The following is a 24,726-nucleotide window of genomic DNA, read 5'->3' on the forward strand; positions in this document are numbered from 1 at the left end:
TTAGAATTGTTTGTGAATTATATGGTATTGTTCTTGATTTTTTCGGCAATTATTTCGCAGGAATCGTCCAGCATTTTGTAAACTTTGTCAAAACCATCCATTCCTCCGAAATAGGGGTCCGGAACTTCTAGTTCGTTGTCCAAAATTAATCTGACTTTGTGTTTCTGAGAATCATCTGCCAATTTCAAAACATCTTTGTAATTGTTTTTGTCCATACAGAATATCAAATCGAATTTTTCAAAATCCTTTTTTGTGATTGGCCGGGATTTCTGGGTGGAAATATCGATTCCGTTTTTGATCGCGGTTCTAATTGAGCGTTCGTCGGGTTGGCTTCCTTCGTGATAATTGATCGTTCCGGCGCTGTCCACAAAATAACCGTCTCCCAATTTATGCTTTAAAATTCCTTCTGCCAAAGGACTTCTGCAGATATTTCCCAGACAAACCATTAATATTTTCATTGATAAAATTGTATTAATTATAAGTATTATGACTTTGAAAGCGTATAATTTTCAATTTACAAAATTTTAAATATTGATAAAACTCATTCATCTGTAAAAAATCTTTAAAGTTGAATTTAGTCCAGATATTTATATATAAACCAATCCAAATTTACTTAATTATATAATTTTCTATTGATAATTTTTCTCAATATATTTTACCGTTTCGCTGATCAAATCGACCGATTGTAATTTTATATTTGGCGTTACACCTTTCCCTTCTATTGATTTTCCTTCTCTTGTCTCAATTTCGCAGATTGGAATTTGGGCAAAATATTTGCCGAAAGGGACCATTATCGATGGATTGCCCGCGCCGGCAGTGGTTTCTCCTAATACTATTCCACGTTTCATTTCTTTAATTATTAGCGCAAAATATTCGGCAGCAGAAGCAGTATGTTTAGAAGTAATCACAAATACAGGAATGTCATAAAACTTAGGACCATTACTATAATTGTATGGCACTTCGCTTTGATGCCATTCGGTTTCGCCTGCACACTTTTTTTGTAATAAATTTTGGTAATCGTTTTCTTCAAAAAGATGACTGTTTATAAAGCTTCCTATTCTTCCATCTCCGCCTGGACATTCTGACAAATCAAAAATTAAATATTTGCTTCCCTTTACAAATTGCAAAGCGGCTACAGTTTTCTCGAATGCCTCATCGTCTGCTATAAAATTAGTCCATTTTATATAACCGATTTTCTGATTAATAATCTTTGTTTCTATAATTCCGCCGTTCTTAAACTCGGTTTCTGGAGCAGCCGGTTCTTCTATATTTGTCACACTTTGCGGTTCGGTCTTGCCAATATAAAAATGGTTGTCTTTGGTAATTTCTCTTAGTAGCAAGGAAAGTCTATCGGTAAGTTGTGTCTTGTTGTAAAAATCGCCTGCTTTTAATTTCTTTTGTAGTGTGGAAGAAATTTCCTTGATCAGGGTTTTATTAAAATATGTTTCTTTCAGCACCTTAGAATAGTTGAAAATCAAACTGTCAACTTCTGTTTTAGGAAGCACATCGGTAGGTGATTGGGCTTTTAACTGTGAAAACGAAAGAATGGATACGATTGCTATTAAAATTAATCTCATAGTTGCAAATAACTTTAGCTAAATATTTGTTGAACAGATAATTACGGTGCTTTAACAAGCTAAATTACGAAAGTTTCATAAAATCATAACTTTTATAATCTATATTATAAATGAATAATTTCATAAAGTCATTTGCGTTGCTAATGAATGATAATTGAATTTTTGTTTTATTTTAATTTTAAAAGCTTGATCAATTTATTAAATTTTAAAATTAATTCCAAAAAATATTTTGTTGATCAAATAAATATCGTAATATTGCAATATTAAATTATAAGAATGGGAGCTACAAAAACAGAACATTTCACAGACCGTCAAAATCAAATTGCCAATATTGCAAAAGCATTGGGACATCCTGCAAGAATCGCCATCATAGAGTATCTGATGAAAGTAAATGAATGCATCTGCGGCGACATTGTGAATGAATTGCCTCTTGCTCAGCCCACAGTTTCTCAACATTTGAAAGAACTAAAAAATGCAGGATTGATCAAAGGAAATATCGAGGGAACATCGATCTGCTATTGCATTGATGAATCGACTTTTGAAAGTTTCAAGGATTATTTTTCAAACGTTATTTCCGTAACTAAAGAGAAATGTTGTTAGACATTTTTTTGGACTAATAAATCGTAATATTGCAATAAAACAAATTTAAAAATCATAATATGAAACTTTCAGAAATTAAACAAATCCTACCGACTTTAGAAAATGTAGAATTTCAATTAGAGAATGGAACATTCGTCCCTGAACACTTCCATGTAACCGAAGTTGGAATGATCACAAAAAGCTTCATTGATTGTGGCGGCGTTATCAGAAATGAGAAAGTAGTCAACTTCCAATTATGGGATGCTGATGATTTTGAACATCGATTAAAACCAACAAAACTTCTAAACATCATCCAACTGTCCGAAAATAAATTAGGCATCGAAGATTCTGAAATTGAAGTGGAATATCAAAGTAACACTATCGGAAAATACGATTTGGAATTCAATGGGAAAAACTTTGTATTGGTTAATAAAACGACAGCTTGTCTGGCTCAGGAAGCTTGTGGAATCCCGTCTGAAAAACAAAAGAAAAATTTGAATGAGTTGACTGTGAATCAATCGTCTGCCTGCAAACCTAATTCCGGATGCTGCTAACGTGAAACAAAAATTCATAAAATATAAAAAAGCAATTATCATCACAACATCTGTTATTGTTTTGCAGTTGATTTTTGGTTTTGATCCCAAATTCTGCATCATCAATATCATTTGGTTATTGGTTTAAATTATGGAAAAGAAAATATTAGTTCTTTGTACAGGAAATAGTTGCAGAAGTCAGATTGCAGAAGGATATCTGAGATATTTTGCAAGAGAGAAAGCCGAAATTTATAGTGCAGGTGTAGAAACGCATGGCGTCAACCCAAGAGCAATTGCTACAATGTTGGAAGATGGAATTGACATCTCCAATCATACTTCTAATCATATTGATGAATACAAAAGCATTGATTTTGACTTCGTAATTACCGTTTGTGACAACGCTAAAGAACGCTGCCCTTTTTTCCCAACCAATGCAAAAAAGTTTCATTACAATTTTCCGGATCCGGCAAAAACAACCGGGACTGAAGTGGAAATTTTAAAAGAATTTAGAGAAGTACGAAATGAGATAAAAGAATTTTGTTTTAAATTTATAACAGAAGAACTTTAAAATGAAAGAAAATTCTATCATAAAACACTTGGAAACTATTCATAGCAAAGACGTTTTAGAAATCTACAAAGCAGGAATAGAAACCAAAAATGCAACGTTTAATAGAACTGTGCCGACTTGGGAAGAATGGGACAACAGCCATTTGAAACATTCCAGATTTGTAATAGAAACAGAAAATAAAATTACCGGCTGGATTGCTCTGAGTCCTGTTTCTTCAAGATGCAATTATTCCGGCGTTGCAGAAGTGAGCGTTTATATTCATCCTGAGTTTAGCGGATTTGGATTTGCTTCGGAATTAATGAATTATATGATTAATGAAAGTGAAAAAAATGGAATCTGGACATTACAATCAAGCGTTTTTCCGGAAAATCTGGTAAGTGTGAAACTACACGAAAAATTTGGTTTCAGAAAAGTTGGGTTTCGGGAAAAGATCTCAAAAATGGATGGAATCTGGAGAGATACAATCTTGTACGAAAGAAGAAATCCAAATATATTATAAAAAAATGTCTGAATAATTTTCAGACATTTTAAGTTTTATTGAGCGATCTTTTCTTTCAGATCCTTAATGTATTTTTTCAGTTCCTTGTCGATCTTCGAAACATCGCGAATCGTGTCGCAAGCATACATCACTGTTGAGTGGTCTTTTCCGCCCATTTCCTCACCAATTTTTGTGAAGGTTGCATTGGTATATTCTTTTGCAAAATACATTGCCAACTGCCTTGGTAAGGCGATTTCTCTTTTTCTGGTTTTAGACAACAATTGCTCTCTTTGAATACCGAAATAGTCGCAGACAATCTCCTGAATATAAGGAATATTGATGGTTTTCTTCTGAGTTGTCGCCAGTTTGTTGATCGTATCTTTCAACAGATCTAAGCTGAAATCAGACTTATAGACTGTGGAGTAAGCAATTACCGCATTTACAACTCCAATCAGTTCTCTCACACCGTTTGTCTTAACTTCGGAAGCCAGATAATCCAGCATATCGTCCGTTAATTCGATGCCGTCACGACTTAGTTTATCAACGATAATTTTTCTTCTGGTTTCGAAATTCGGGGATTTGATTTCTGCAGAAAGTCCCCATTTGAAACGGGAAATAATTCTTTCCTGAGTATCAAGAATGTCGGCAGGCGCTTTATCAGACGTTAAGATAATTTGTTTTCCATTCTGATGCAGGTAATCAAAAATATGAAAGAAACTATCCTGAGTCGCAGCTTTCCCGGAAAGGAACTGGATATCATCGATAATCAGAACGTCGATCATCTGATAATAATGCTGAAAATCTGTTTTGTTCTGAGACTTGGCCGCTTTTACAAAATCCTGAATGAATTTTTCCGAAGACTGATATAAAACCACTTTCTCAGGATAGGAAGATTTTACTTCCAAACCAATAGCTTGCGCCAGGTGCGTTTTCCCAACGCCATAGCCTCCATAAACAAATAATGGGTTAAAAGCTGTCGAGCCAGGCCGCTTTGCAATCGATCTCGCAACTGTTGAAGCAAACTTATTACTTTCTCCCTCGATGAAGTTATCAAAAGACTGATCCGCTTTCAGATTGGAATCGATATTAACTTTTTTGATCCCGGGAACAACAAATGGATTAACATGATTATCTTTTAAAACAGGTCTTGCTTCTTGTATTTTTGGCTGTTGTGTAGAGATTCCTTTTACGTTCATCGTAATTTGTTTCTCTTTCCCGGATGGTTTGTTTTCCATCACAGAATACCACAATTTTACCCCTTTACCGATATTTTTCTTAAGCGCAGCAGACAGTAAAGACAGGTAATTGTCCTCGATATATTCTTTGTAAAAATCACTGGGAACAAGCAACGTGAGATTATTGTTCACCAAAGAAATTGGCTGAACTTTATCAAATAACAAGTCGAAAGAGTTTTCTAACTTTTTGAGGTCTGTATTGTCCTCCGCTGCGTTTAGATTGTCCCGCATAAATTGGAGACATCTATCCCAGATTAATACTAAATTTTCATTCATTTTTCTGCTGCTGTTACCGGTAAGATTTTAGTTTTTAAGAAGACAACAAATATCTAATTATTAATTTTCATAAAAAAATTTTTTCGCTATTGATTATTAAAAAATATATTTGTATGAATTATTAATGACTTAAAATGATATCTACAACTAACACGATACGAGTGCGTTACGGCGAAACCGACCCTATGAAATACGTCTATTACGGCAACTATGCCGAATATTTTGAGGTCGCAAGAGTCGAACTTTTCCGCAGCCTTGGGATGTCTTATGATGAAATAGAAAAGCGTGGAATTTTCCTTCCCGTTTCAGAATATAAAATTAAGTATTTGAAACCAGCACTTTATGACCAGATTCTGGAAATTAGAACCTATGTCAAAAAAATCCCCGGTGTTAGAATTGAATTTGATTATGAAATTTATAATGAAGAAAATGTAAAAATCACGGAAGCGTCCACTACTCTTTTTTTTCTGGATGCAAAAACAAACAAGATCGCGAAATGTCCTGATTTCCTGATCGAATTAATAGAAAAAAAATGGGATCCAAATATTTAATATTCAAACATAGCCGGATTTCGGCTTTTTTTATTTAATTTGGAATAAATCTTTTCCTTAATGAAAATTGTCTCTTATTTATTAATTACAATCTGTCTGGTTTCCTGTGTCAGAAGTGATATGGATCTCAAAACCCTGCAAGGCATCATCAGCAAAAACAGTTTTACCAATAAGCTCAACATCAATGATGAGATGAAATATTACAGACCAGACGGCGTTGAGGACATCAAATTTGAAGATTTTCTAAGTGAAAATGAGGTCGTGACAATCGACCAGGGCGATTTCAACCAGGATGGAGAAGAAGATTATCTTGCCAATGTTGTCAATGATTTTAACCGGAGCGGAATTGCACCTTCACAATATTTTCCAATTATCATTACTTTGAAAAGTGGCAAATATTTTATCTACAAACTGGACAAATTCTATGACGCCAAATCTGCTGGCAAAAAACTCATAATTGATGACAAAGATTACGTACTTTTCTTTCACCGAGATCAGGAAGATGATATGAAAATTAAACAGGATACTTTCAGATTCGTAAATAATGTTCTGGAGCAATACAGTAAAATATCAGATTAAAAATGAAATTAAAAGTAATATTCACATTAACATTCATACTTTTTTTAAGTTCCATCTCTGCTCAGCAAAAAACCTATTGCAACCCGATCAATATTGACTATGGTTATACGCCATTCGAGGTTTTTTCCAAACAAGGTAAACACCGCGCAACCGCAGATCCTGTAATTGTTAATTTTCAGAAAAAGCTTTTTCTATTTTCCACAAATCAGGAAGGCTATTGGTATTCTGACGATATGCTGAAGTGGAATTTTGTACACAGAAAATTTCTCAGAGATAAAAAATATATCCACGATTTGAACGCTCCCGCAGTTTGGGCAATGAAAGACACTTTATATGTTTTCGGCTCAACATGGGAGCAGGATTTCCCGATCTGGAAAAGCACAAATCCTACGAAAGACGATTGGAAAATCGCAGTTGACACTTTGAAAGTTGGCGCATGGGATCCGGCATTCCATTACGATGAAGACAAAAATAAACTGTATTTATATTGGGGCTCAAGTAACGAATGGCCTCTTCTCGGAACTGAAGTTAAAACCAAAACTTTACAATCCGAAGGTTTCGTAAAACCGATTATCAGATTAAAACCCGAAGATCACGGCTGGGAAAGATTCGGAGAATATAATGACAATGTTTTCCTGCAGCCATTTGTAGAAGGTGCGTGGATGACAAAACATAATGATAAGTATTACCTTCAATATGGCGCGCCGGCAACGGAATTCAGCGGTTATTCTGATGGGGTTTACGTTTCCAAAAATCCATTGGAAGGTTTCGAATATCAGCAGCACAATCCGTTTTCTTATAAACCCGGAGGTTTTGCCAGAGGAGCAGGTCACGGCGCCACTTTTCAGGATAATTTCGGGAATTGGTGGCACATTTCAACCATATTTATTTCAACGAAAAACAATTTTGAAAGACGTCTAGGAATCTGGCCAACGGGATTTGATAAAGATGATGTGATGTACACCAACACAGCTTACGGCGATTATCCAACTCTGCTTCCTCAATTTGCCCAAGGGAAAGATTTTTCAAAAGGATTATTTACCAACTGGATGTTGTTGAACTATAATAAACCCGTTCAGGTTTCCTCAACTTTAGGAGGTTACCAGCCGAATTTAGCAGTTGATGAAGATATCAAAACGTATTGGTCAGCGAAAACAGGAAATTCAGGCGAATGGTTTCAGACTGATTTGGGAGAAGTTTCCACCATCAACGCCATTCAGATTAATTATGCTGATCAGGATGTTGAGTTTATGGGAAAAACGCTTGGCAAAATGCATCAGTACAGAATCTATGGTTCTAATGACGGCAAAAACTGGAAAGTGATTGTCGATAAATCTAAAAATCAAACCGATGTTCCGCACGATTATGTAGAACTGGAAACGCCGGCAAAAGCAAGGTTCCTGAAAATGGAAAACCTGAAAATGCCGACAGGAAAATTTGCGTTAAGCGGTTTCCGTGTTTTTGGAAAAGGCGCAGGAACGAAACCCGGGAAAGTTCAAAACTTCGTTCCATTGCGCGCTGACCCGAAAAAATATGGCGAAAGAAGAAGCATCTGGTTCAAATGGCAACAGAATTCCGACGCCGATGGATACGTGATCTATTGGGGGAAATCTCCGGATAAATTGTATGGCAGCATAATGGTTTACGGCAAAAATGAATATTTTTTCACAGGAGCCGACAGAACAGATGCTTACTATTTCCAAATTGAAGCTTTCAATGCCAACGGGATTTCGGAAAGAACCGAAGTTGTAAAATCAGAATAAAATTTTAACTTTTTTCAATAAAAATTCAAGCTTTCGGAGACTTTCTTCGAAGGCTTTTTTATTTTTCATTAATATTATTTCGAAACCCTCAATTTTCATTAATTCAAGGATTTTTAATTTTAAATTAATATTCAATAATAAACTTCTTTTTTTTAAGAAAAATACTCAACATTACTTTAATAATAGAAATAATTTTATAAATTTATAACTCATTAAGAGAATTTAAAAAGAATGGAGTTTTTTCTGAAGTCAGAAGACAATGATGACCGGGCGGTATTTATAACGGGAAATTTCAACAAATGGAATCCAAAAGAACCAAAATTTGAACTGGAGAAATTGGACGACAGCAATTATTATATCAATATTCCAGATGAATGGCTGAATGATGAGATAGAATTCAAATTCACAAAAGGCGGATGGGAAAATGTAGAAATCGATGAATATGATAACATTACACCTAACAGAAAAGTAAAAAAAGAGATTGGTAAAATTCAAAACCACGTTGAAAAATGGCGACTGAATTGGGGACCTTTCAAGAAAGAATTTTTCCCAACAGTAGAATTGATAGATGAAGAATTTTACATTCCTCAGCTTGATAAAACAAGGAAGATTTGGGCGCTTTTACCTTTCGATTATTATGATTCTGATAAAACTTATCCTGTGCTTTATCTTCAGGATGCGCAGAATCTCTTTAATGAAGGTTCGGCTTACGGAAATTGGGAAATTGATAAAAAGTTAGCGCTTCTGGCAGAATACGGTCGAGGTGAATTAATCGTAATCGCTGTAGAACACGGGAATGACGACAGAATAAAAGAATATATTTTTGACAATAATGCTGTGACCGAAAATGCAGAAGGCAAGAAATATCTAAGGTTCATCACAGACACGCTGAAACCTTGGGTCGATCAAAATTACCGGACAAAAAAAGATAGAGAAAATACAGGAATCGGCGGAAGTTCTTTGGGTGCATTAATCAGTATTTATGGGGGATTTCTCTATCCGGAAGTCTATTCTAAACTATTGATTTTTTCACCGTCACTTTGGGTAGAGCCGAATAATAATTTCCCAATGATCAGTTTCAGCAATCCGTACAAAATCAAAGTTTATTTGTATGGCGGACGAAAGGAAGGTGCTAAAATGGTGGGCAGAATAAAGCTTTTTGAGAAATCTCTGAAAAAATTAAATGCCCAGAAATTATATGATTTCGAAGTGCGAACCAACATCAGCGACAATGGAACACATCAGGAATTTTTCTGGTCTCAGGAATTTCCAAGAGCGGTAGAATGGCTATATATTGATAGCTTGGAAAGTCCTGTAAAGTCCAAAAATGAATTGGAAAATGATATTAAAAACTAAAAATAAATTAATCCTAAAAAGGATGATTTAGCAAAAAATAGGATGAAATTCTATTAATAAAAGTTATGATTAAAATCTACAATAAAAAAGAAACAACCACTCAAAATATATTCCTGTTCAGCGAAGACGACTGGGAACATGAAAAATCGAATTATCCGAATACGGAACATTTCTTCAACGGTAAAAAAAGCGAGGTTTTTATCAAAACAGATTCTAATGAAATCAATTTTTTCATCGGAATCGGGAAAGATTCAAAAGGTTTTGAAATTCAGGCTATCGCTAACAAATTTGCGAACGATTATAAAAAAAACCTGCAGGCAGTTCCGACATCGGTTCATTCAAAATTAGGATTGGAATTGACCGAAGAGTTTGTAAAAGGCCTTTTTTTAGGAACTTACCTCTACCCTTTTGAAAAATCGCATTCGTTTTGGCAGGAGAATTTTGAACTTAACTTTGAAAATATTTCTGAGGACGAAGCCAAAAAATTAGCCTTAAAAACCGAAGCACTTTGCAACGGACAATTTGCCGGCATGGAGTGGCTGAATAAACCTGCGAATTATAAAAAAGTTGATCAAATCTCAGAATTTCTGAAATCAACTGCGGAAAAATATAGTTTAGATTATAAAGTTCTGAACCGTGAAGAATCTATAAAAGAAGGTCTGGGCGCATTTATTGCCGTCAATCAGGGAAGTTCGCAGGAAGCAGCTTTTACGATTTTGGAATATAAAAGTGGAAAAGAAAATGCAAAAAATATTGGTTTAGTAGGAAAATGCGTCTTGTTCGACACAGGCGGAATTTCTATAAAACCTTCTGCCAATCTGCATTATATGAAAAGCGATATGGGAGGTGCAAGTGCAGTGATTGGTGCTTTGATTACAGCCTCAGAACTTAAATTGCCAGTAAATATTATTGCTATTTTTCCGATTACAGACAATGCGGTTTCGGAAAAAGCATATTTACCAAGTGATGTGATTACCGCTTACAACGGTAAAACAATTGAAGTCCTGGACACCGATGCAGAAGGAAGAATGACGCTTGCAGATGGACTTTCGTACTTGTCAAAGAATTATGCAACTGATGTTTTGATTGATTTGGCGACATTAACCGGAAGCTCAGTCAGAATGTTCGGTTATACTTGTGGAGCCTATTTTTCTAACAATAATGATTTGAAAAAATCATTGGAGAGATCTGCAGATAAAACGAATCAACGCATTTGGAACTTACCACTTTGGGATGTTTGGAAAGACGATTTCACTTCGGATGTTGCTGATTTAAAGAACATTTCGATGAAACCTTTTGGTGATTGTATCATCGCGGCAAAATTCTTGGAACAGTTTATAGAAGATCACCAGAATTGGGCACATTTGGATATAGCCGGTGTTGCTTTCGGGAATGTTGGTTATGCGAAAGACAAAGCTGCGACTGGTTATGGCGTTCAGTTGTTATTGGATTTTATTGAAAATTATTAAGATAAATTAAAGAAGTAAATCTTTATACATTTTACTTTTTACAGATACAAAATTGAAAATGAATATGGAAAAAACGATTGTCTGCATCTCCTGTTACTACAAAGGTTACGACTTTATGGACGAGTGTAAAAAGCTCGGAAACAAAGTCATTCTCATCACCTCCGAAAACCTGAAAGAAAAACCCTGGCCTTGGCACGCGATAGACGAAGTTTATTATATGCCGGAGCTTGAACCTTCCGTCTGGAATCTCGACCATCTTGTTCAGGGTTTTGCTTATCTAATGAAAAATCACCAGATAGATGCCGTGATTGCATTGGATGATTTTGATGTAGAAAAAGCGGCGATGATTCGGGAAACTTACCGTATTCCTGGGATGGGGCAAACCACGCATCGTTATTTTCGTGACAAGCTGGCAATGCGTCAGCAGGCAAAAGATAATGGAATTTCTGTTCCTGAATTTTCTTCCATTTTCAATGATGCAAAGCTTCACAAATTCACGCAGGATGTTCCCGGACCTTGGGTTTTAAAACCACGTTCCGAAGCTTCAGCCAGCGGAATTAAAAAAATAAATTCAGCCGAAGAACTTTGGCCGGCGGTAGAAAATCTTGGTGACGAACGATATAAATTTTTATTAGAATCTTTCAAACCCGGCGATGTTTATCACGTGGATTGCCTGGTTTATAATAAAGAAATCGTGTTTTCATGCTTTTCAAAATACCTTTCCCCACCAATGAAAGTGTCTCACGAAGGCGGCGTTTTCCGAACAAAAACTTTAGCAAAAGATTCTGAAGAAGCAATTGGTCTGGAGAAAATTAATAAAGAAGTTCTGGACAAATTCGGAATTCAAAACGGGGCAACTCACAGCGAATATATCCGAGGAATCGACGGGCAATATTACTTTCTGGAAACTTCGTCGAGAGTTGGTGGTGCACACATTCCCGATATGGTAGAAGCAGCGACCGGCGTTAATATCTGGCGAGAATGGGCAAAGCTTGAAAATGCATTATTAGACGGAGAAAAATATACGGTTGAAGAAACTCAGAAATTATTTGCTGGATTAATTGTCGCTCTTGCTAAAGAAAAACATTCTGATACGACTGACCTTCAGAACGAGGATGTCGAAAAATTCTTACCAATCGATTATCACATCGGAATTGTTTATAAAGCTACAACCGAAGAAAAAGTTCAGGAAAGACTTGATGAAGCTGCAACAATTGTTACGGAAAGAATCTTAAATATTCTGCCTCCGAAAGACAAACCAACAAGCTAATAATTAATGATAAATGATTAACTGACAACTAAAAAATATGCCTCAAATTACACATACAGATTATTACTCACACATCCTTGGAAAGAGCATCAAGGTGGAAGTTACCGGACATTTCGGGCTTCCTGTCATTATGTTTCCGACTTCGCAGGGTTCATATACGCAGAATGCAGATTTCCATTTAAATGGAAGTATTTCCTGGTTCACAGACAACGGAAAATTGAAACTTTTCAACCTCGAAACCATTGATAATCTGAGTTTTTACAATAAAAACATTTCAGCTCACGACAGAATCAGAAACTACGAATTGTACGTTCAGTTTTTGGTTCAGGAGTTCATTCCCTATATCCAAAGAACGCATAATACGCATCGTGTTGTGGTTGCAGGCGCAAGTTTCGGCGGTTATCACGCAGCTAATTTTGCTTTCAGATATCCGGATTTGGTATCGCATCTTTTCTGTCTTTCAGGGGCTTTTTCTATAAGAAATTTTATGGACGGGATTCAGGATGAATTGGTTTATTTCAATTGTCCTGACGAATTTGTGAAAAATGACGAAGCGTGGAAATACAAACATATGCACATCGTTCTCAGCACTTCCGACCGTGATATCTGTCTGGAACCGACCAGAAGAATGGCAGGAATTCTGACTTCAAAAGGAATCAACCATTGGTATGACGAACAGAAATGGATAGACCACGACTGGGTGCTTTGGAGAATGGTTTTCCCAAAATTCATTGGACGATTTTTCGGGTAATTCTAAAGCTAAAATTAAATTTAAAATAATAATAATAATAAATCAAAATAACTTCAGACTTCCAACACCGGATTTCTGACAATCAAAAAACAAAAATTATGGCAAAAAAAATTGGAATTTTATTCGGAATGGAAGATACTTTTCCGTGGGCATTTATCGACAAAGTCAATGAGCTTGGTAAAGGCGAATATATTGCGGAGCCAGTTCAAATCGATAAACTGGAACAAGGCGCAGATTACGGTTATGCTGTGATTATTGACAGAATTTCGCAAGACGTTCCGTTCTACAGAGCTTATCTTAAAAATGCGGCAGTCAGCGGAACTTACGTTATCAACAATCCATTTTGGTGGAGCGCAGATGAGAAATTTTTCAATAATGCTTTGATGATGAAAATCGGAATTCCATTGCCGAAAACCGTGTTGCTTCCTTCTTACGAAAGACCAACCAACACTTCCGAAACTTCATTCAGAAATCTGAAATTCCCTCACGATTGGGATTATATTTTCAATTACGTAGGATTTCCTGCTTACATGAAACCACACGACGGCGGCGGCTGGAGAAATGTTTACAGAGTAGAAAGTCCGGAAGATATGTGGGCAAAGCACGCAGAGACAGAGCAATTGGTAATGATGGTGCAGGAAGAAATCATTTTCGAGGATTACTACCGCGTTTATTGCTTGGGCAGAAAGTACGTTCACATTATGCCTTACGAACCGAGAAATCCGCATCATCTGAGATACGCAACCACGCATCAAACCGAAGGTAAAGAACTTGAAGCTTTACTAAAAACCATCACAGATTACACGTTGAAAATGAATGAAGCTTTGGGCTATGATTTCAACACGGTGGAATTTGCTGTGAGAGACGGCATTCCTTATGCCATCGATTTCTGTAATCCCGCGCCTGATGCGGACAGAAACTCAGTGGGGGAAGAAAACTTCGAGTGGATTGTGGAACACGCTGCAAAACTCGCCATCGAAAAAGCAAAAGATTACAAACCGGGAAAAGTGAATATCAACTGGGGGAAATTTGTGACCAATAAACTTTAATATTATTATTCAAAAAACACTTCGACTCCGCTCAGTGTGACAACGCTAAAAACACTGAACGTTTGACTATAAAGCTGTCAGTCTGAGCGGAGTCGAAGACTTTATGAATAAAACAACTACTAACTAACTTTAACTTTTCAAACACAAATAATATGCACAGATTTACGATAGGTGTAGAAGAAGAATATCAAATTATAGATGCCGAAACGCGGGATCTTGTCTCGCACGTTTCAAAGATAATCGAAGGAGGAAAAGCCGTTCTCAGCGAAAACTTAAAGCACGAGATGCACGAATCTGTAGTCGAAATGGAAACCGGAATTTGTGAAAATATCCAACAGGCAAGACAAGAGCTGACAGACCTCAGAAGACATCTTGTGAAAACCGCTCACGACCAAGGTTTGCGGGTTTCCGGTGGCGGAACACATCCATTTTCTCACTGGAAAGACAATGTCATCACAAAAGATGCGCGTTATGACAAAATCGTGAGTGATATGGGCGATGTTGCAAGGTCCAATCTGATTTTCGGATTGCACGTTCACATCGGCATTCCTGACCGTGAAGAAGGCATTAGAATTCAAAATGTGATGCGATATTTTTTGCCACACGTTTATGCTCTGTCCACCAATTCGCCGTTTTGGGTTGGGAGATTAACAGGTTTTAAATCTTACAGGCAGGAAGTTTTTGCTAAATTTCCAAGAACGGGATTGCCGAGTTATTTTGGGAGTGTTGCAGAATTTGATGCGTACGTCAACTTGATGGTAAAAACCGGAACGATTGACAATGCTAAGAAAATATGGTGGGATTTGAGAGTTCACCCATTCTACCCGACTATTGAATTCAGAATTTGTGATATGCCGATGACGATTGATGAGACCGTTTGTTTGGCAGCAATAATGCAGTCTTTGGTGGCGAAAATCTACAAAATGCACCAGCAAAATACAAGTTACAGAAGTTACAGAAGATTACTTTTAACCGAAAATAAATGGCGCGCTTCCAAAGATGGAATCGATGCACACCTGATTGATTTCGGGAAAGAAGCAAGCGTTCCGTACCGTGACCTTTTGGAAGAATTATTGGCTTTCATTGATGATGTTGTGGATGAATTAGGGTGCAGAAAAGAAGTGGAATATGCGAGAGAAATCTGCAAAATAGGCACCGGCGCAGATCGTCAGCTGAAAGTCTTTAATGAAAGTGGCGGTGACCTGAAAAAAGTCGTAGACTATATGATCTATGAAACTGAGAAAGGGCTTTTATAAAGATGTTAAATGATAATTTCTATTGATTTAATAATCAAATAATTACACAACAAAAACTGCCTCAAATTTAAAATTCTTAATTTTGTATAAATTTTATGAATATGAGTAAAAATGATGTAAAAATTGCGCTTTTGGATATGAATAATAACCATCCAAATCAAGGGATGCGTAATATCAAAGAATTATCTAAAGCTTTTCAGGAACAGTCTGATGACAATGTTTCAGTAGAAATTTTTGACGTTCGTTATAAAAACGAAATACCAAATATCGCCGATTTTGATATATTTTTATCATCTGGCGGCCCAGGAAATCCACATCGTGAAGGCTACGAATGGGAAAATAAATACGCAGATTTCTTAGACCAAATTTGGGATCACAATAAGAAAAATGAACAAAAAAAATACGCATTTTTAATTTGCCATTCCTTCCAATTGGCAGTGATCCATTTTGGAATCGCGAATGTTTGCAAAAGAAAATCTTATTCTTTTGGAGTAATGCCAATCCATAAATCCGAAGATGGAGAAAAAGAATTCCTGTTCAAAAATCTTCCGGATCCTTTCTACGCTGTGGATTCACGAGGATATCAATGCATCGAACCAAATCAGGAAAAAATCGATGAACTGGGAATGAAGGTTGTGGCTTTGGAAAAATACCGACCAACAATTCACCTTGAAAGAGCACTGATGGCAGTTCGTTTTTCTGATGAGATATTTGGTACGCAATTTCACCCGGAAGCAGATCCGCAAGGATTTATAAAAAATCTGGAAGACGAAAAAAATAAAACGGCGATGATTGACACCTTCGGAATGGAAAAATATCTGGAAACCATCGACAGAATGAATGATGATGATAAAATCGTTCTGACTCAAGCGCAAATTGTTCCAAGATTTTTGAAATTCGCTTCTGAGCAGATCACTAATAATTTGGCTTACAGTTAGATTTTAACACAAAGTTGCTAAATAATTTCTTAAAAATCACAATAAAGAAGTCGCAAAGCAAAACTCTGAAATTTTGCGACTTTAAACATTACCAATAAAAAAAATTGCGCTTTTGAGATAATTTAAAATTTAAACTATGATCCCAAAATACAGAACTCAATTTAACGAAGAATTTTCTCAGGAAAAATATCAGAAAACAAATGAGCTAATCATAAAGAAATGCGGTCAGGAAGCCGCGTTTCGTCTTTCCGAAAGTCCCATTTTTCTAACCAATGATTTTTGGAATAAGCTGGATGATGCTTCGAAGTCCATTATTTCGCAGATTAAAAATATGTCTGATGAAGAACTCAGCAAAGCCATTCCTATAAATTGCAATGTTCCGAATGACAACAAAAAGCCACATTTTATTGCCATCGATTTTGGGATTTGTCAGGATGGAAATGGTGAAATCATTCCGCAATTGATAGAATTGCAGGCTTTCCCAAGTTTGTTCGGATTTCAAAGATTTTTTGAGGAAGTAATCACAGAAGTTTATCCTTTTCTGAATGATCTGAAAAAATCGCTTTCACAAGAAGAATTTGTTAAAAAACTGAAAACTGTAATTGTTGGAAACGAAAATCCTGAAAATGTAATTTTACTTGAAATCTATCCCGAAAAACAAAAAACGGCGGTTGATTTTGTGTTAACCGAGCAATTACTGGGAATCAAAACGGTTTGTCTGACGAAAGTTAAAAAAGACGGAAAGAAATTATTCTATGAAAAAGGTGGAAAATTAATTCCTATTAACAGAATTTACAACCGGGTAATCTTTGATGAGTTGGACAAAATCGAGGGTTTGGAAACAGAGTTTGATTTCCGTGAAGACGTGGATGTGGAATGGATTACGCATCCTAATTGGTTTTTCAAAATCTCAAAATATATTCTTCCAAAACTGAAACACGCGTTTGTTCCGAAAAGTTATTTCCTATCCGATTTTCCTGAAAACGAAGCTTTAGAAAACTTTGTTTTGAAACCGCTTTTCTCTTTTGCAGGAAGTGGTGTCAACCTAAATCCGACTCAGGAAATCATTAATAAAATTGAAGATAAAGAAAATTACATACTTCAAAGAAAAGTAACTTATGCACCACTTTTTGAAGACATCAACGGCGAATTCTCCAAAGCAGAGATCCGTTTACTTTTTGCTTGGGATCCTGAAGAAGAAGATCCTGAGCTTCTTGTTAATCTTGTAAGAATGACAAAAGCTGCGATGGTAAACGTAGATTTCAACAAGAAAGATGCAATCTGGATTGGGAGTTCTATGGCGTTTTTTGGGGAATAAATATTCTTTCTGATATTTTATCGTTTTCCAAATAAAATATATCAATTCCCTCTGGCGTATTTTTTGACATATCTCCTAAAAAAACTATGCTTCTCACCAGCAATTCATTCGACTTAAAACAACTTTTACTCGGCTCCGAAGAATGGAGTTTTCTTCTGGAAACGATTTTAAGAACAGGAATCATGTTCTTCATTATCATTTTCGGACTTCGCCTTTTGGGTAAGCGAGGCGTCAAGCAATTATCAGTTTTTGAGCTGGTTGTGATTATCGGACTTGGTTCTGCAGCAGGCGATCCTATGTTTTACAAAGATGTTGGAATTATGCCGGCTTTGGTCGTTTTTACAATGATCATCAGCCTTTACAGCATTATTACTTATATCATCAGCAAAAGTAAAAAATTTGAAAAACTGGTAGAAGGAAAACCAATTTGTTTGATTAATGAAGGGATTTTCTGCATAGAAGATTTCAAAAAAGAAGCACTTGGCGAAGATGAATTTTTCTCTGAATTAAGGCTTAAAGGCGTTTCTCATCTTGGTCAAATAGAAAAAGCAATTGAGGAAATCTCGGGAGAGATCAGCGTTTTTTATTTTGAAGATAATGATATCAAATATGGTCTGCCAATAATGCCCGATTCTTTGGATAAAGCGGTTAAATCATTTACTAAAAAGTCCCATTATTCGTGTACGTTTTGCGGTTATACGCAGGAATTTGAACTTAAGGAAAAGAGCCATTGTAAAGTCTGTGGTAAAGACGAATGGGTGGAATCTTCCAATAAAAAAAGGATTTCTTAAAGGACTTTCAGCTTCTCTACATCCAGCTCGTCAAAATGATGAATTACCAAATCTGCTAACTCATAATTTTGATTTTTGCTGTTGGCACTCTTATAACCCACACAGAATATTTCAGCTCCATTTGCGGCCAAAATTCCGTTTGTGCTGTCTTCTATCACGATACAATTGGATTTGTCATTTCCGGAAAGTCTCTGAGCTTCTATGAAAATGGCCGGATGTGGCTTTGATTCCGGGAAATCTTCGCCACTGACGAGATGAGAGAAAAAAGGAAATAAATTGAAACGTCTGAATACCCTGTCGATTGTGGTTTTTGCAGCAGACGACGCTAATATCAATTGGAAATTCTGAGAGTAAAGACTCTTAATCAAAGCTTCTACGCCGTCCAATAATTTAAGAGCCGGATCCGTATCGAAAAGATCATAAAAAATAGTTCTTTTTCTCTGGATTAATTCTTCTGTAGCAGTTTCGATTCCAAAAATATCTTTGATCATCTGATAGACATTTCGGGTAGATTTTCCAGTGAATTTTGAGAATAATTCTGAATCTACATCAATATTCAATTCTCCGAAATGCTGGTAATAAGCTTTCTTATGAAGCGGTTCCGTATCCACAATCACGCCGTCCATATCAAAAATAACCGTATTCTTCAAACTTTGATTTTTATAATTCCGTGCAAAAGTATGGATTCTCATTTTAATGCAGTATTTTGAACGCAGAGTCCACAAAGTTTTTTTGAAATTATTGAAAATATTTAAGTTTCACAAAGGCGTAAAACTCATCAAAGATTTAAGTGCAATGATGTGTATTTTGGTTACAAACTTGATCTAAAGAAATGTTAATCTAATAATCTTATCTTTTCCGGCTAAGATCAATGTGTTTTTGTCTGCCCATTCACAGGCGTAGAGATTCTTCTCATCTGAGATTTTTGTCCAGGTTTTGCCGAAATCGGATGAAAAACTAATATGCTTGTCTCCAACTGCAACAATCTCTTTTCCTTTGGTTTTTGGACGGAATTTCACGCAGGTCATATAGCCGGCATTTTTTCCGCTGGCCTGGATTTGCCAAGTTTTTCCACCGTCGTTGGTCGTTGCGATATTGTTGATATTGTCTGCTTGTTTGGTGTAATCTCCGCCAACTGCTATTCCGAAATTTTTATCATAAAAATCGATGGAATAGATGCCTTGGGCTTCTGAATCTTGGATGAAATTGGTCTCAAATATTTCTGTTTCCTGAGATTTTAAATCAAATCTAAAAATTCTTGAAGAACCTCCTCCTGTTCCTAACCAAAGATAGTTATCAAAAGATGCTAAATTGGAATTGCTTGCTGCAAATGCGGCTTCTCCTTCATTCATTTTTAAAATCCTATTTGCAGAACTCATATTATAAAATTTATAAATTTTTTTTGTCGGAGAAAGAGTTAATAATTTTATATGTAAATCTTTAGCTGGATCACTGAACGCAAAAGCCAAATCTTCATTTACAAAATGTAAAGCATCATAAAAAGCAGTTTTAATAGTATCTGAATAAATTATTTTAGACTTTAATGTACTTTTATCAATTTCAAAAAAGTAAGCTGGGCTTTCTATGCTAATTGCATAAAAATTCTTCTTGTTTTGTGCTAAAGTTCTGAACTGTAATTTTTTGTCTGAAATAATAATTTGTTTCTTGTCAGATTTATCTTTTAAATTGACAAAACCAAATTTGGAATCTGTTCCCGAATACCAGACTTTTCCATCCCAAAGCTGAATGGCTCGGATGCTGATCTTATCGGTCAGTAATGTATCAATGGTGAATTTCTGAGAATAAAAAAATGTTGAAATCAACAGGAAAAGGAAGCTGAGTTTTTTCATTTTATAAATTTATTAAAAACTTCGAGAATTTTATTAAACCTTCGAGGTTTTTGAAACCTGGGAGGTTAGAAACTTTTAGCTTTGGAGAAACTTCAATTTGACAAAAACTTGTTTTACACCGAAAACCCCTAGCCCCGATAGTAGTGGCATCCTTTTTTGTCATTGCGATTGTTGTAAAGTTCAACGGAATTACTTAGCGCTGTTCGCAATGACAAAAAAGATATAGCGGATAGCGGGAAACAGCTCCAAAAAAAAATTCCGCACGAGGCGGAATTTATATTATTAATCTTTGTTGTCGATGTCGAGATCTACATCCTGCAGAGGTTTTTGTTCTGCTTTGAACGTTTCGCCATAACCGGTCTTGTGAAGTTTGCTATTTCTTAAACTATATGTAAAGTAAATAATAACTCCGAAAACAAGCCATCCTGTGGATAATAATTTGGCATCGTGGCTAAGATTCCAAATCAGATAAACATTGATCAAAATCCCTAAAGTTGCAATAACAGGCAATGCTGGAACTTTGAAGTTTCTAGGTAGATTAGGTTCTTTTTTTCGAAGGATCCAAACGGCTACACAAACCATTGTGAAAGCAAATAAGGTCCCGAAACTTGTCATATCTGCCAACTTGCTGATTGGTGTAAATGCCGCAACCGTTGCGATTAAAACGCCTAAGATCATCAAGCTTTTCGCCGGTGTTTTTCTGATCGGGTGGATATCGCTGAATAACTTCGGGATCAAACCGTCTTTTGACATTCCTAGGAAAATTCTTGACTGTCCCATAATCATTACCATCAATACGGAAACCAGACCTACAGTTGCCGCAATCGTGATGATATAACCTGCCCAGCCTTGTCCAGCAATCTCGAATGCATAAGCAACCGGTGCTTTGATCGCGTCCGGGAATTTACCTTGAGGATTGAAATCTGTATAGTGCATCATCCCGGTCAAAACCAATGATACCAAAATATAAAGAACGGTACAAACCAACAGCGATGTGATGATCGCAAAAGGAACATCTTTCTTAGGATTGATTGCCTCACCTGCCTGCGTAGAAACGGCATCAAAACCGACGTAAGCAAAGAAAATTGCCGCAGCTCCGGAAACAATTCCCTGGAAACCGTAAGCTTCTTTTAATGTATCGCCTTCTTTTACCATCTCAGGGGCCGGGATAAAGGGATGCCAGTTGGCTGTATCTATAAAGAAAACACCTGCAATAATCACGAAAAGAACCGCAGAAACCTTCATGATCACAATCATATTGTTGGCTTTTGCAGCTTCTTTTGTTCCTTTGATAAGGATAGAAATCACGATTAAAACGATACAGAACGCCGGCAGATTCATAGAAAATCCTTCGCCTGTGTAACTTGCGGGATCGGAAGTAAGATAATCGGGAAGATGAAGACCAAACATCTTCAGTAATTTATTAAAATAACCAGACCAGGAAACGGCGACCGTCATAGATCCCATCGCATATTCCAGGATAAGTCCCCAACCAATGATCCAGGCAAAAATCTCGCCTACTGTTCCGTAAGCATAGGCATAAGCCGACCCTTCTACCGGAAGTATTGATGCGAACTCAGAATAACAGAGTGCTGCAAATACACAAGCAATCCCTGCAATCACAAAAGAAAGTGCCAATGCCGGTCCTGCATGATAATAAGCTCCAGTTCCCGTTAATACGAAAATACCACCTCCAATGATAGCCCCGATTCCGATGGCTGTAAGACTCCATTTACCAAGAACCCTTTTTAGCTGGCTGCTTTTCATGTCGTCTTCGAAAGCGCTCATTGGTTTTTTTGTCCAAATTTTTGACATAATTTTTGATTTTTTAGATTTTTCCCCCAATATGAAAAGGGCTGTTTCCTTTGTTTGTTTGTTTTGAATTACGAAAATATTAAAAAAATATCATCCTTAACATTTTTTAACTAATTTATTTTACATATTCATATTAATTCTTGATTTAGAGATATTTTTTTGAAGCTTAATAATTATCTTTGGAAATGGATTTTTTACAAACTCTCGCTGCACAATACGAATCTTATGAGACTTATCTTATTATTTTTGAATCGGTTGCTGTTTTCTTTGGCTTGTTAAGCGTTTATTTTTCCATCAGACAAAATATCTGGGTCTACCCTACCGGTATTATTTCGACCGTACTTTTTATTTATATCATGTATGTTTTCGGATTGCTGGGCGATATGCTCATCAATGTTTATTACACGGTGATGAGTGTTTATGGCTGGATTCTCTGGGCGAAAAACTCTAAAGATCATATCCACGTGGATGTTAGGAAAGCCAGTAAGAAAGATTGGGAAATAGGTGGATTGTTATTTATTGGGAGTTTGATTTTCGTTGGAGCGGTTTATTATTTGAAACCTTATATCGATAATCAGTTTTCTATGAATGGTGTGAAACTGGGACTTTATCATCTTGACTGGGCGAATTATACTGATATTGTTACGACTTCCCTGTTTTTGGTCGGAATGTACTTTATGGCGAAACGAAATATCGAGAACTGGATCTTCTGGATCGTTGCGGATTTTATCTGTATCCCGATGATGATCTATAAAGGTCTGGGAATCACGGCGATCCAATATATTGTTTTCACGGCTATGGCGATTATTGGCTATATCGAATGGAAGAAAAGTTTGGCTAAATAAAATTTCCTCCAATTTTTAAGGAAGAATTTTAATTAATTCCAGATAATTTGTCGGCATATTCTTTTGAGAAAAGTATTTGATCTTCTTTCATTTTTTCGACAGTTGTTGGCAGAACGTAATGGAAAAGATATTCAGCCTTATCATCTACGAATGTGATTTCCTTTTCTTCTCCGTCGATTAATTGTGCGAAAATATCCCACATCGATTCGCCTTTCAGCTTTAGTAATTCGAAGAAGTCGTTGGCTTTTATTGTTATTTTTTTACTCATATTTTTTATTTTCTTTATTGTATTCGTGAATTTTCGATTTCATTTTTATATTGATTCTTTTTCACTTTATTCTTTTTAAACTGATTTAATGAAATCCTCATATTCATAAAAGAACATTTCAAAAGCATTCATTTTTTCAACGAAGAATTCGAAAGTATCCGGCCAGGTTTGCTTATTAAAAATACTGATTCCGTGCTTTTCAACCCAAATCCTGCTGATGACTTTTCCGTTTTCCAAAGTATGAAATTCATCCATAAAAAATTCTCCGATCTCATCTCTTAGCAAATCTTCCAACGACTGAAACTTCTCAAAATAAGCATTTCGGAACAGCTCATCTTTCATTTCTATATCCAGAGAGACCTCAGCTTTCTTATTGTCTGCAGAAAACTTGAAAGAAAAGTCTTTGATTTTGGTATCGTATAACAGCCATTTCCTTGGAAAAGCCTTTCCGAAAGCCGTCCAGAATTCTGTCTTTAGTTGTTGCGCTTCTTGCTTGGAAAACATTTTGAGTTGGAGTGTTTGAGAGTTCTATAGTTTGAGAGTTTAGCCATTAATACATTAAGCTCTCGAAGTCTTTTTAAACTTTGAAAGCATTGTCAGGCTGAGGCTCTCGAAGCCCGTTATATTTGATTCTTTTGCCTATTATCTTGTTACTTCTCACAATGTGAGCTCCACTTTCGCTTCGTTGAATTCTTTGATTAAGTTTTCAAAGACTTTTTCTACCGGAAGAATCTCGTCTATCAAAGCGGAAACCTGTCCTATTTCCAGTTCGCCTTCCGTAAGATCGCCTTCAAACATTCCGAGTTTTGCGCGGGCTCTCCCGAGTGTTTCTTTCAGGGCTTCAACATTTCTGCCAGATTCGTATAGATTTTCCAGATCATTGTAAAATTTATTTTTGATTAATCGGACTGGTGCCAATTCCTTTAGAGTCAGTTGGGTGTCACCTTCTTTCAGTTCGACGATTTTGTTTTTGAAATTATCGTGCGAACTTGCTTCAACTGTCGCTGCAAAACGAGAACCTATTTGAACGCCATCTGCACCGAGAATCATCGCTGCTTTCATCTGGCTTCCAAGTCCAATTCCACCTGCTGCAATTAATGGAATATCAATGTTTTTTTTCACATTCGGGATCAGGCAAAGTGTCGTCGTCTCTTCTCTCCCATTATGTCCGCCCGCTTCAAAACCTTCTGCTACAACGGCATCCACACCTGCATCCTGACATTTTACTGCAAACTTAGCACTTGCAACTACGTGGGCAACTTTGATGCCTTCTTTCTTCAAAATTTCTGTGTAGGTTTTGGGATTTCCTGCTGAAGTGAAAACGATTTTAACACCCTCTTCTATTATAATATTAATAATCTCTTCAATATTTGGATAAAGCAAAGCGATATTAACTCCGAAAGGTTTGTCGGTCGCCGCTTTACATTTCTGAATATTTTCTCTAAGGATATCTGGATACATACTTGCAGATCCAATCAAACCCAATCCCCCATTATTGGAAACAGCAGAAGCCAATCGCCATCCGGAATGCCAGATCATTCCGCCTTGGATAATCGGATATTTGATGTTGAAAAGCTGAGTGATTCTGTTCATTCCGTGGTATTGTTTTTG

26 protein-coding genes are annotated in these 24,726 nt (G+C 36.3%); 17 read left to right on the top strand and 9 right to left on the bottom strand.

Annotated features, from left to right (window positions below; all coding sequences use genetic code 11):
* Positions 1 to 17 precede the first annotated feature (17 nt).
* Positions 18 to 458 carry a low molecular weight protein-tyrosine-phosphatase gene (locus ACFJGY_RS13515; protein WP_379964777.1) on the bottom strand — a complete coding sequence of 147 codons (441 nt, stop codon included), beginning with the start codon at positions 456 to 458 and terminating at the stop codon, positions 18 to 20.
* A 171-nt stretch (positions 459 to 629) separates the two neighbouring features.
* The gene (locus tag ACFJGY_RS13520; RefSeq protein WP_379964779.1) at positions 630 to 1,577 is read right to left on the bottom strand and encodes a S41 family peptidase; all 948 of its coding nucleotides are present in this window, start codon (positions 1,575 to 1,577) and stop codon (positions 630 to 632) included.
* A 276-nt stretch (positions 1,578 to 1,853) separates the two neighbouring features.
* On the opposite strand from ACFJGY_RS13520, the gene ACFJGY_RS13525 reads away from it, so the two are divergent.
* The 4 genes from ACFJGY_RS13525 to ACFJGY_RS13540 all read left to right on the top strand — a co-directional run bounded on the left by ACFJGY_RS13525 (position 1,854) and on the right by ACFJGY_RS13540 (position 3,756).
* On the top strand, positions 1,854 to 2,177 hold the full coding sequence (locus ACFJGY_RS13525; protein ID WP_379964781.1) for an ArsR/SmtB family transcription factor: 324 nt from the start codon (positions 1,854 to 1,856) through the stop codon (positions 2,175 to 2,177).
* Between the two features lie 59 nt (positions 2,178 to 2,236).
* Complete coding sequence (locus ACFJGY_RS13530) at positions 2,237 to 2,710, top strand: DUF6428 family protein (protein ID WP_379964783.1); 474 nt, start codon at positions 2,237 to 2,239, stop codon at positions 2,708 to 2,710.
* 130 nt (positions 2,711 to 2,840) lie between these two features.
* Complete coding sequence (locus ACFJGY_RS13535; protein ID WP_379964785.1) at positions 2,841 to 3,257, top strand: arsenate reductase ArsC; 417 nt, start codon at positions 2,841 to 2,843, stop codon at positions 3,255 to 3,257.
* Position 3,258: 1 nt separating this feature from the next.
* Complete coding sequence (locus tag ACFJGY_RS13540) at positions 3,259 to 3,756, top strand: GNAT family N-acetyltransferase (RefSeq protein ID WP_379964787.1); 498 nt, start codon at positions 3,259 to 3,261, stop codon at positions 3,754 to 3,756.
* Positions 3,757 to 3,791: 35 nt separating this feature from the next.
* Here ACFJGY_RS13540 and dnaA read toward each other — a convergent pair whose 3' ends face one another.
* The gene (gene dnaA, locus ACFJGY_RS13545; protein ID WP_379964789.1) at positions 3,792 to 5,246 is read right to left on the bottom strand and encodes a chromosomal replication initiator protein DnaA; all 1,455 of its coding nucleotides are present in this window, start codon (positions 5,244 to 5,246) and stop codon (positions 3,792 to 3,794) included.
* A 134-nt stretch (positions 5,247 to 5,380) separates the two neighbouring features.
* Here dnaA and ACFJGY_RS13550 point away from each other — a divergent pair, with 134 nt between their 5' ends.
* From ACFJGY_RS13550 to ACFJGY_RS13605, 12 genes are all read left to right on the top strand, one after another.
* Entirely contained in the window at positions 5,381 to 5,797 is a 417-nt protein-coding gene (locus tag ACFJGY_RS13550) for an acyl-CoA thioesterase (protein ID WP_379964791.1), read from the top strand.
* Positions 5,798 to 5,857: 60 nt separating this feature from the next.
* Positions 5,858 to 6,376 carry a hypothetical protein gene (locus ACFJGY_RS13555; protein ID WP_379964793.1) on the top strand — a complete coding sequence of 173 codons (519 nt, stop codon included), beginning with the start codon at positions 5,858 to 5,860 and terminating at the stop codon, positions 6,374 to 6,376.
* 2 nt (positions 6,377 to 6,378) lie between these two features.
* The gene (locus ACFJGY_RS13560; RefSeq protein ID WP_379964795.1) at positions 6,379 to 8,139 is read left to right on the top strand and encodes a discoidin domain-containing protein; all 1,761 of its coding nucleotides are present in this window, start codon (positions 6,379 to 6,381) and stop codon (positions 8,137 to 8,139) included.
* A 231-nt stretch (positions 8,140 to 8,370) separates the two neighbouring features.
* Positions 8,371 to 9,495, top strand: a complete 1,125-nt coding sequence (locus ACFJGY_RS13565; protein WP_379964797.1) for an alpha/beta hydrolase — start codon at positions 8,371 to 8,373, stop codon at positions 9,493 to 9,495.
* A gap of 65 nt (positions 9,496 to 9,560) precedes the next feature.
* Positions 9,561 to 10,964, top strand: a complete 1,404-nt coding sequence (locus ACFJGY_RS13570) for a M17 family metallopeptidase (protein WP_379964799.1) — start codon at positions 9,561 to 9,563, stop codon at positions 10,962 to 10,964.
* A gap of 58 nt (positions 10,965 to 11,022) precedes the next feature.
* Positions 11,023 to 12,234 (top strand): acetyl-CoA carboxylase biotin carboxylase subunit family protein, encoded by a 1,212-nt coding sequence (locus ACFJGY_RS13575; RefSeq protein ID WP_379964801.1) that lies wholly within the window; start codon positions 11,023 to 11,025, stop codon positions 12,232 to 12,234.
* A 37-nt stretch (positions 12,235 to 12,271) separates the two neighbouring features.
* Positions 12,272 to 12,985, top strand: a complete 714-nt coding sequence (locus ACFJGY_RS13580; protein WP_379964803.1) for an alpha/beta fold hydrolase — start codon at positions 12,272 to 12,274, stop codon at positions 12,983 to 12,985.
* Positions 12,986 to 13,083: 98 nt separating this feature from the next.
* Positions 13,084 to 14,034: a RimK family alpha-L-glutamate ligase gene (locus ACFJGY_RS13585; RefSeq protein ID WP_379964805.1), complete on the top strand. Its 951-nt coding sequence runs from the start codon at positions 13,084 to 13,086 to the stop codon at positions 14,032 to 14,034.
* Between the two features lie 152 nt (positions 14,035 to 14,186).
* Entirely contained in the window at positions 14,187 to 15,290 is a 1,104-nt protein-coding gene (locus tag ACFJGY_RS13590) for a carboxylate-amine ligase (protein WP_379964807.1), read from the top strand.
* 101 nt (positions 15,291 to 15,391) lie between these two features.
* Positions 15,392 to 16,228 (top strand): type 1 glutamine amidotransferase, encoded by an 837-nt coding sequence (locus ACFJGY_RS13595; protein WP_379964809.1) that lies wholly within the window; start codon positions 15,392 to 15,394, stop codon positions 16,226 to 16,228.
* Positions 16,229 to 16,364: 136 nt separating this feature from the next.
* Positions 16,365 to 17,546, top strand: coding sequence for a hypothetical protein (locus tag ACFJGY_RS13600; protein ID WP_379964811.1), 1,182 nt, complete (start codon positions 16,365 to 16,367; stop codon positions 17,544 to 17,546).
* Positions 17,547 to 17,632: 86 nt separating this feature from the next.
* Positions 17,633 to 18,337: a DUF421 domain-containing protein gene (locus ACFJGY_RS13605; RefSeq protein ID WP_379964813.1), complete on the top strand. Its 705-nt coding sequence runs from the start codon at positions 17,633 to 17,635 to the stop codon at positions 18,335 to 18,337.
* Here ACFJGY_RS13605 and ACFJGY_RS13610 read toward each other — a convergent pair.
* The 3 genes from ACFJGY_RS13610 to ACFJGY_RS13620 form a co-directional block, all read right to left on the bottom strand.
* Positions 18,334 to 18,987: an HAD family hydrolase gene (locus tag ACFJGY_RS13610; protein ID WP_379970187.1), complete on the bottom strand. Its 654-nt coding sequence runs from the start codon at positions 18,985 to 18,987 to the stop codon at positions 18,334 to 18,336. The two genes, ACFJGY_RS13605 and ACFJGY_RS13610, sit on opposite strands and share 4 nt — an antisense overlap.
* A 174-nt stretch (positions 18,988 to 19,161) precedes the next feature.
* On the bottom strand, positions 19,162 to 20,187 hold the full coding sequence (locus tag ACFJGY_RS13615) for a WD40/YVTN/BNR-like repeat-containing protein (protein WP_379964815.1): 1,026 nt from the start codon (positions 20,185 to 20,187) through the stop codon (positions 19,162 to 19,164).
* Between the two features lie 282 nt (positions 20,188 to 20,469).
* A complete protein-coding gene (locus tag ACFJGY_RS13620; RefSeq protein WP_379964817.1) occupies positions 20,470 to 22,002 on the bottom strand; it encodes an APC family permease in 1,533 nt (510 codons plus the stop codon).
* A 185-nt stretch (positions 22,003 to 22,187) separates the two neighbouring features.
* On the opposite strand from ACFJGY_RS13620, the gene pnuC reads away from it, so the two are divergent.
* Positions 22,188 to 22,847 (top strand): nicotinamide riboside transporter PnuC, encoded by a 660-nt coding sequence (gene pnuC, locus ACFJGY_RS13625; RefSeq protein ID WP_379964819.1) that lies wholly within the window; start codon positions 22,188 to 22,190, stop codon positions 22,845 to 22,847.
* A gap of 28 nt (positions 22,848 to 22,875) precedes the next feature.
* Here the strand turns inward: pnuC and ACFJGY_RS13630 are convergent, their stop codons facing one another.
* From ACFJGY_RS13630 to ACFJGY_RS13640, 3 genes are all read right to left on the bottom strand, one after another.
* On the bottom strand, positions 22,876 to 23,115 hold the full coding sequence (locus ACFJGY_RS13630; protein WP_379964821.1) for a hypothetical protein: 240 nt from the start codon (positions 23,113 to 23,115) through the stop codon (positions 22,876 to 22,878).
* 75 nt (positions 23,116 to 23,190) lie between these two features.
* A complete protein-coding gene (locus tag ACFJGY_RS13635) occupies positions 23,191 to 23,619 on the bottom strand; it encodes a DUF4268 domain-containing protein (RefSeq protein ID WP_379964823.1) in 429 nt (142 codons plus the stop codon).
* A gap of 153 nt (positions 23,620 to 23,772) precedes the next feature.
* Positions 23,773 to 24,708: an NAD(P)H-dependent flavin oxidoreductase gene (locus tag ACFJGY_RS13640; RefSeq protein ID WP_379970189.1), complete on the bottom strand. Its 936-nt coding sequence runs from the start codon at positions 24,706 to 24,708 to the stop codon at positions 23,773 to 23,775.
* Between the last annotated feature and the right edge of the window lie 18 nt (positions 24,709 to 24,726).

The organism is Epilithonimonas sp. UC225_85 (assembly GCF_042695135.1).
Taxonomy (GTDB): Bacteria; Bacteroidota; Bacteroidia; order Flavobacteriales; family Weeksellaceae; genus Epilithonimonas.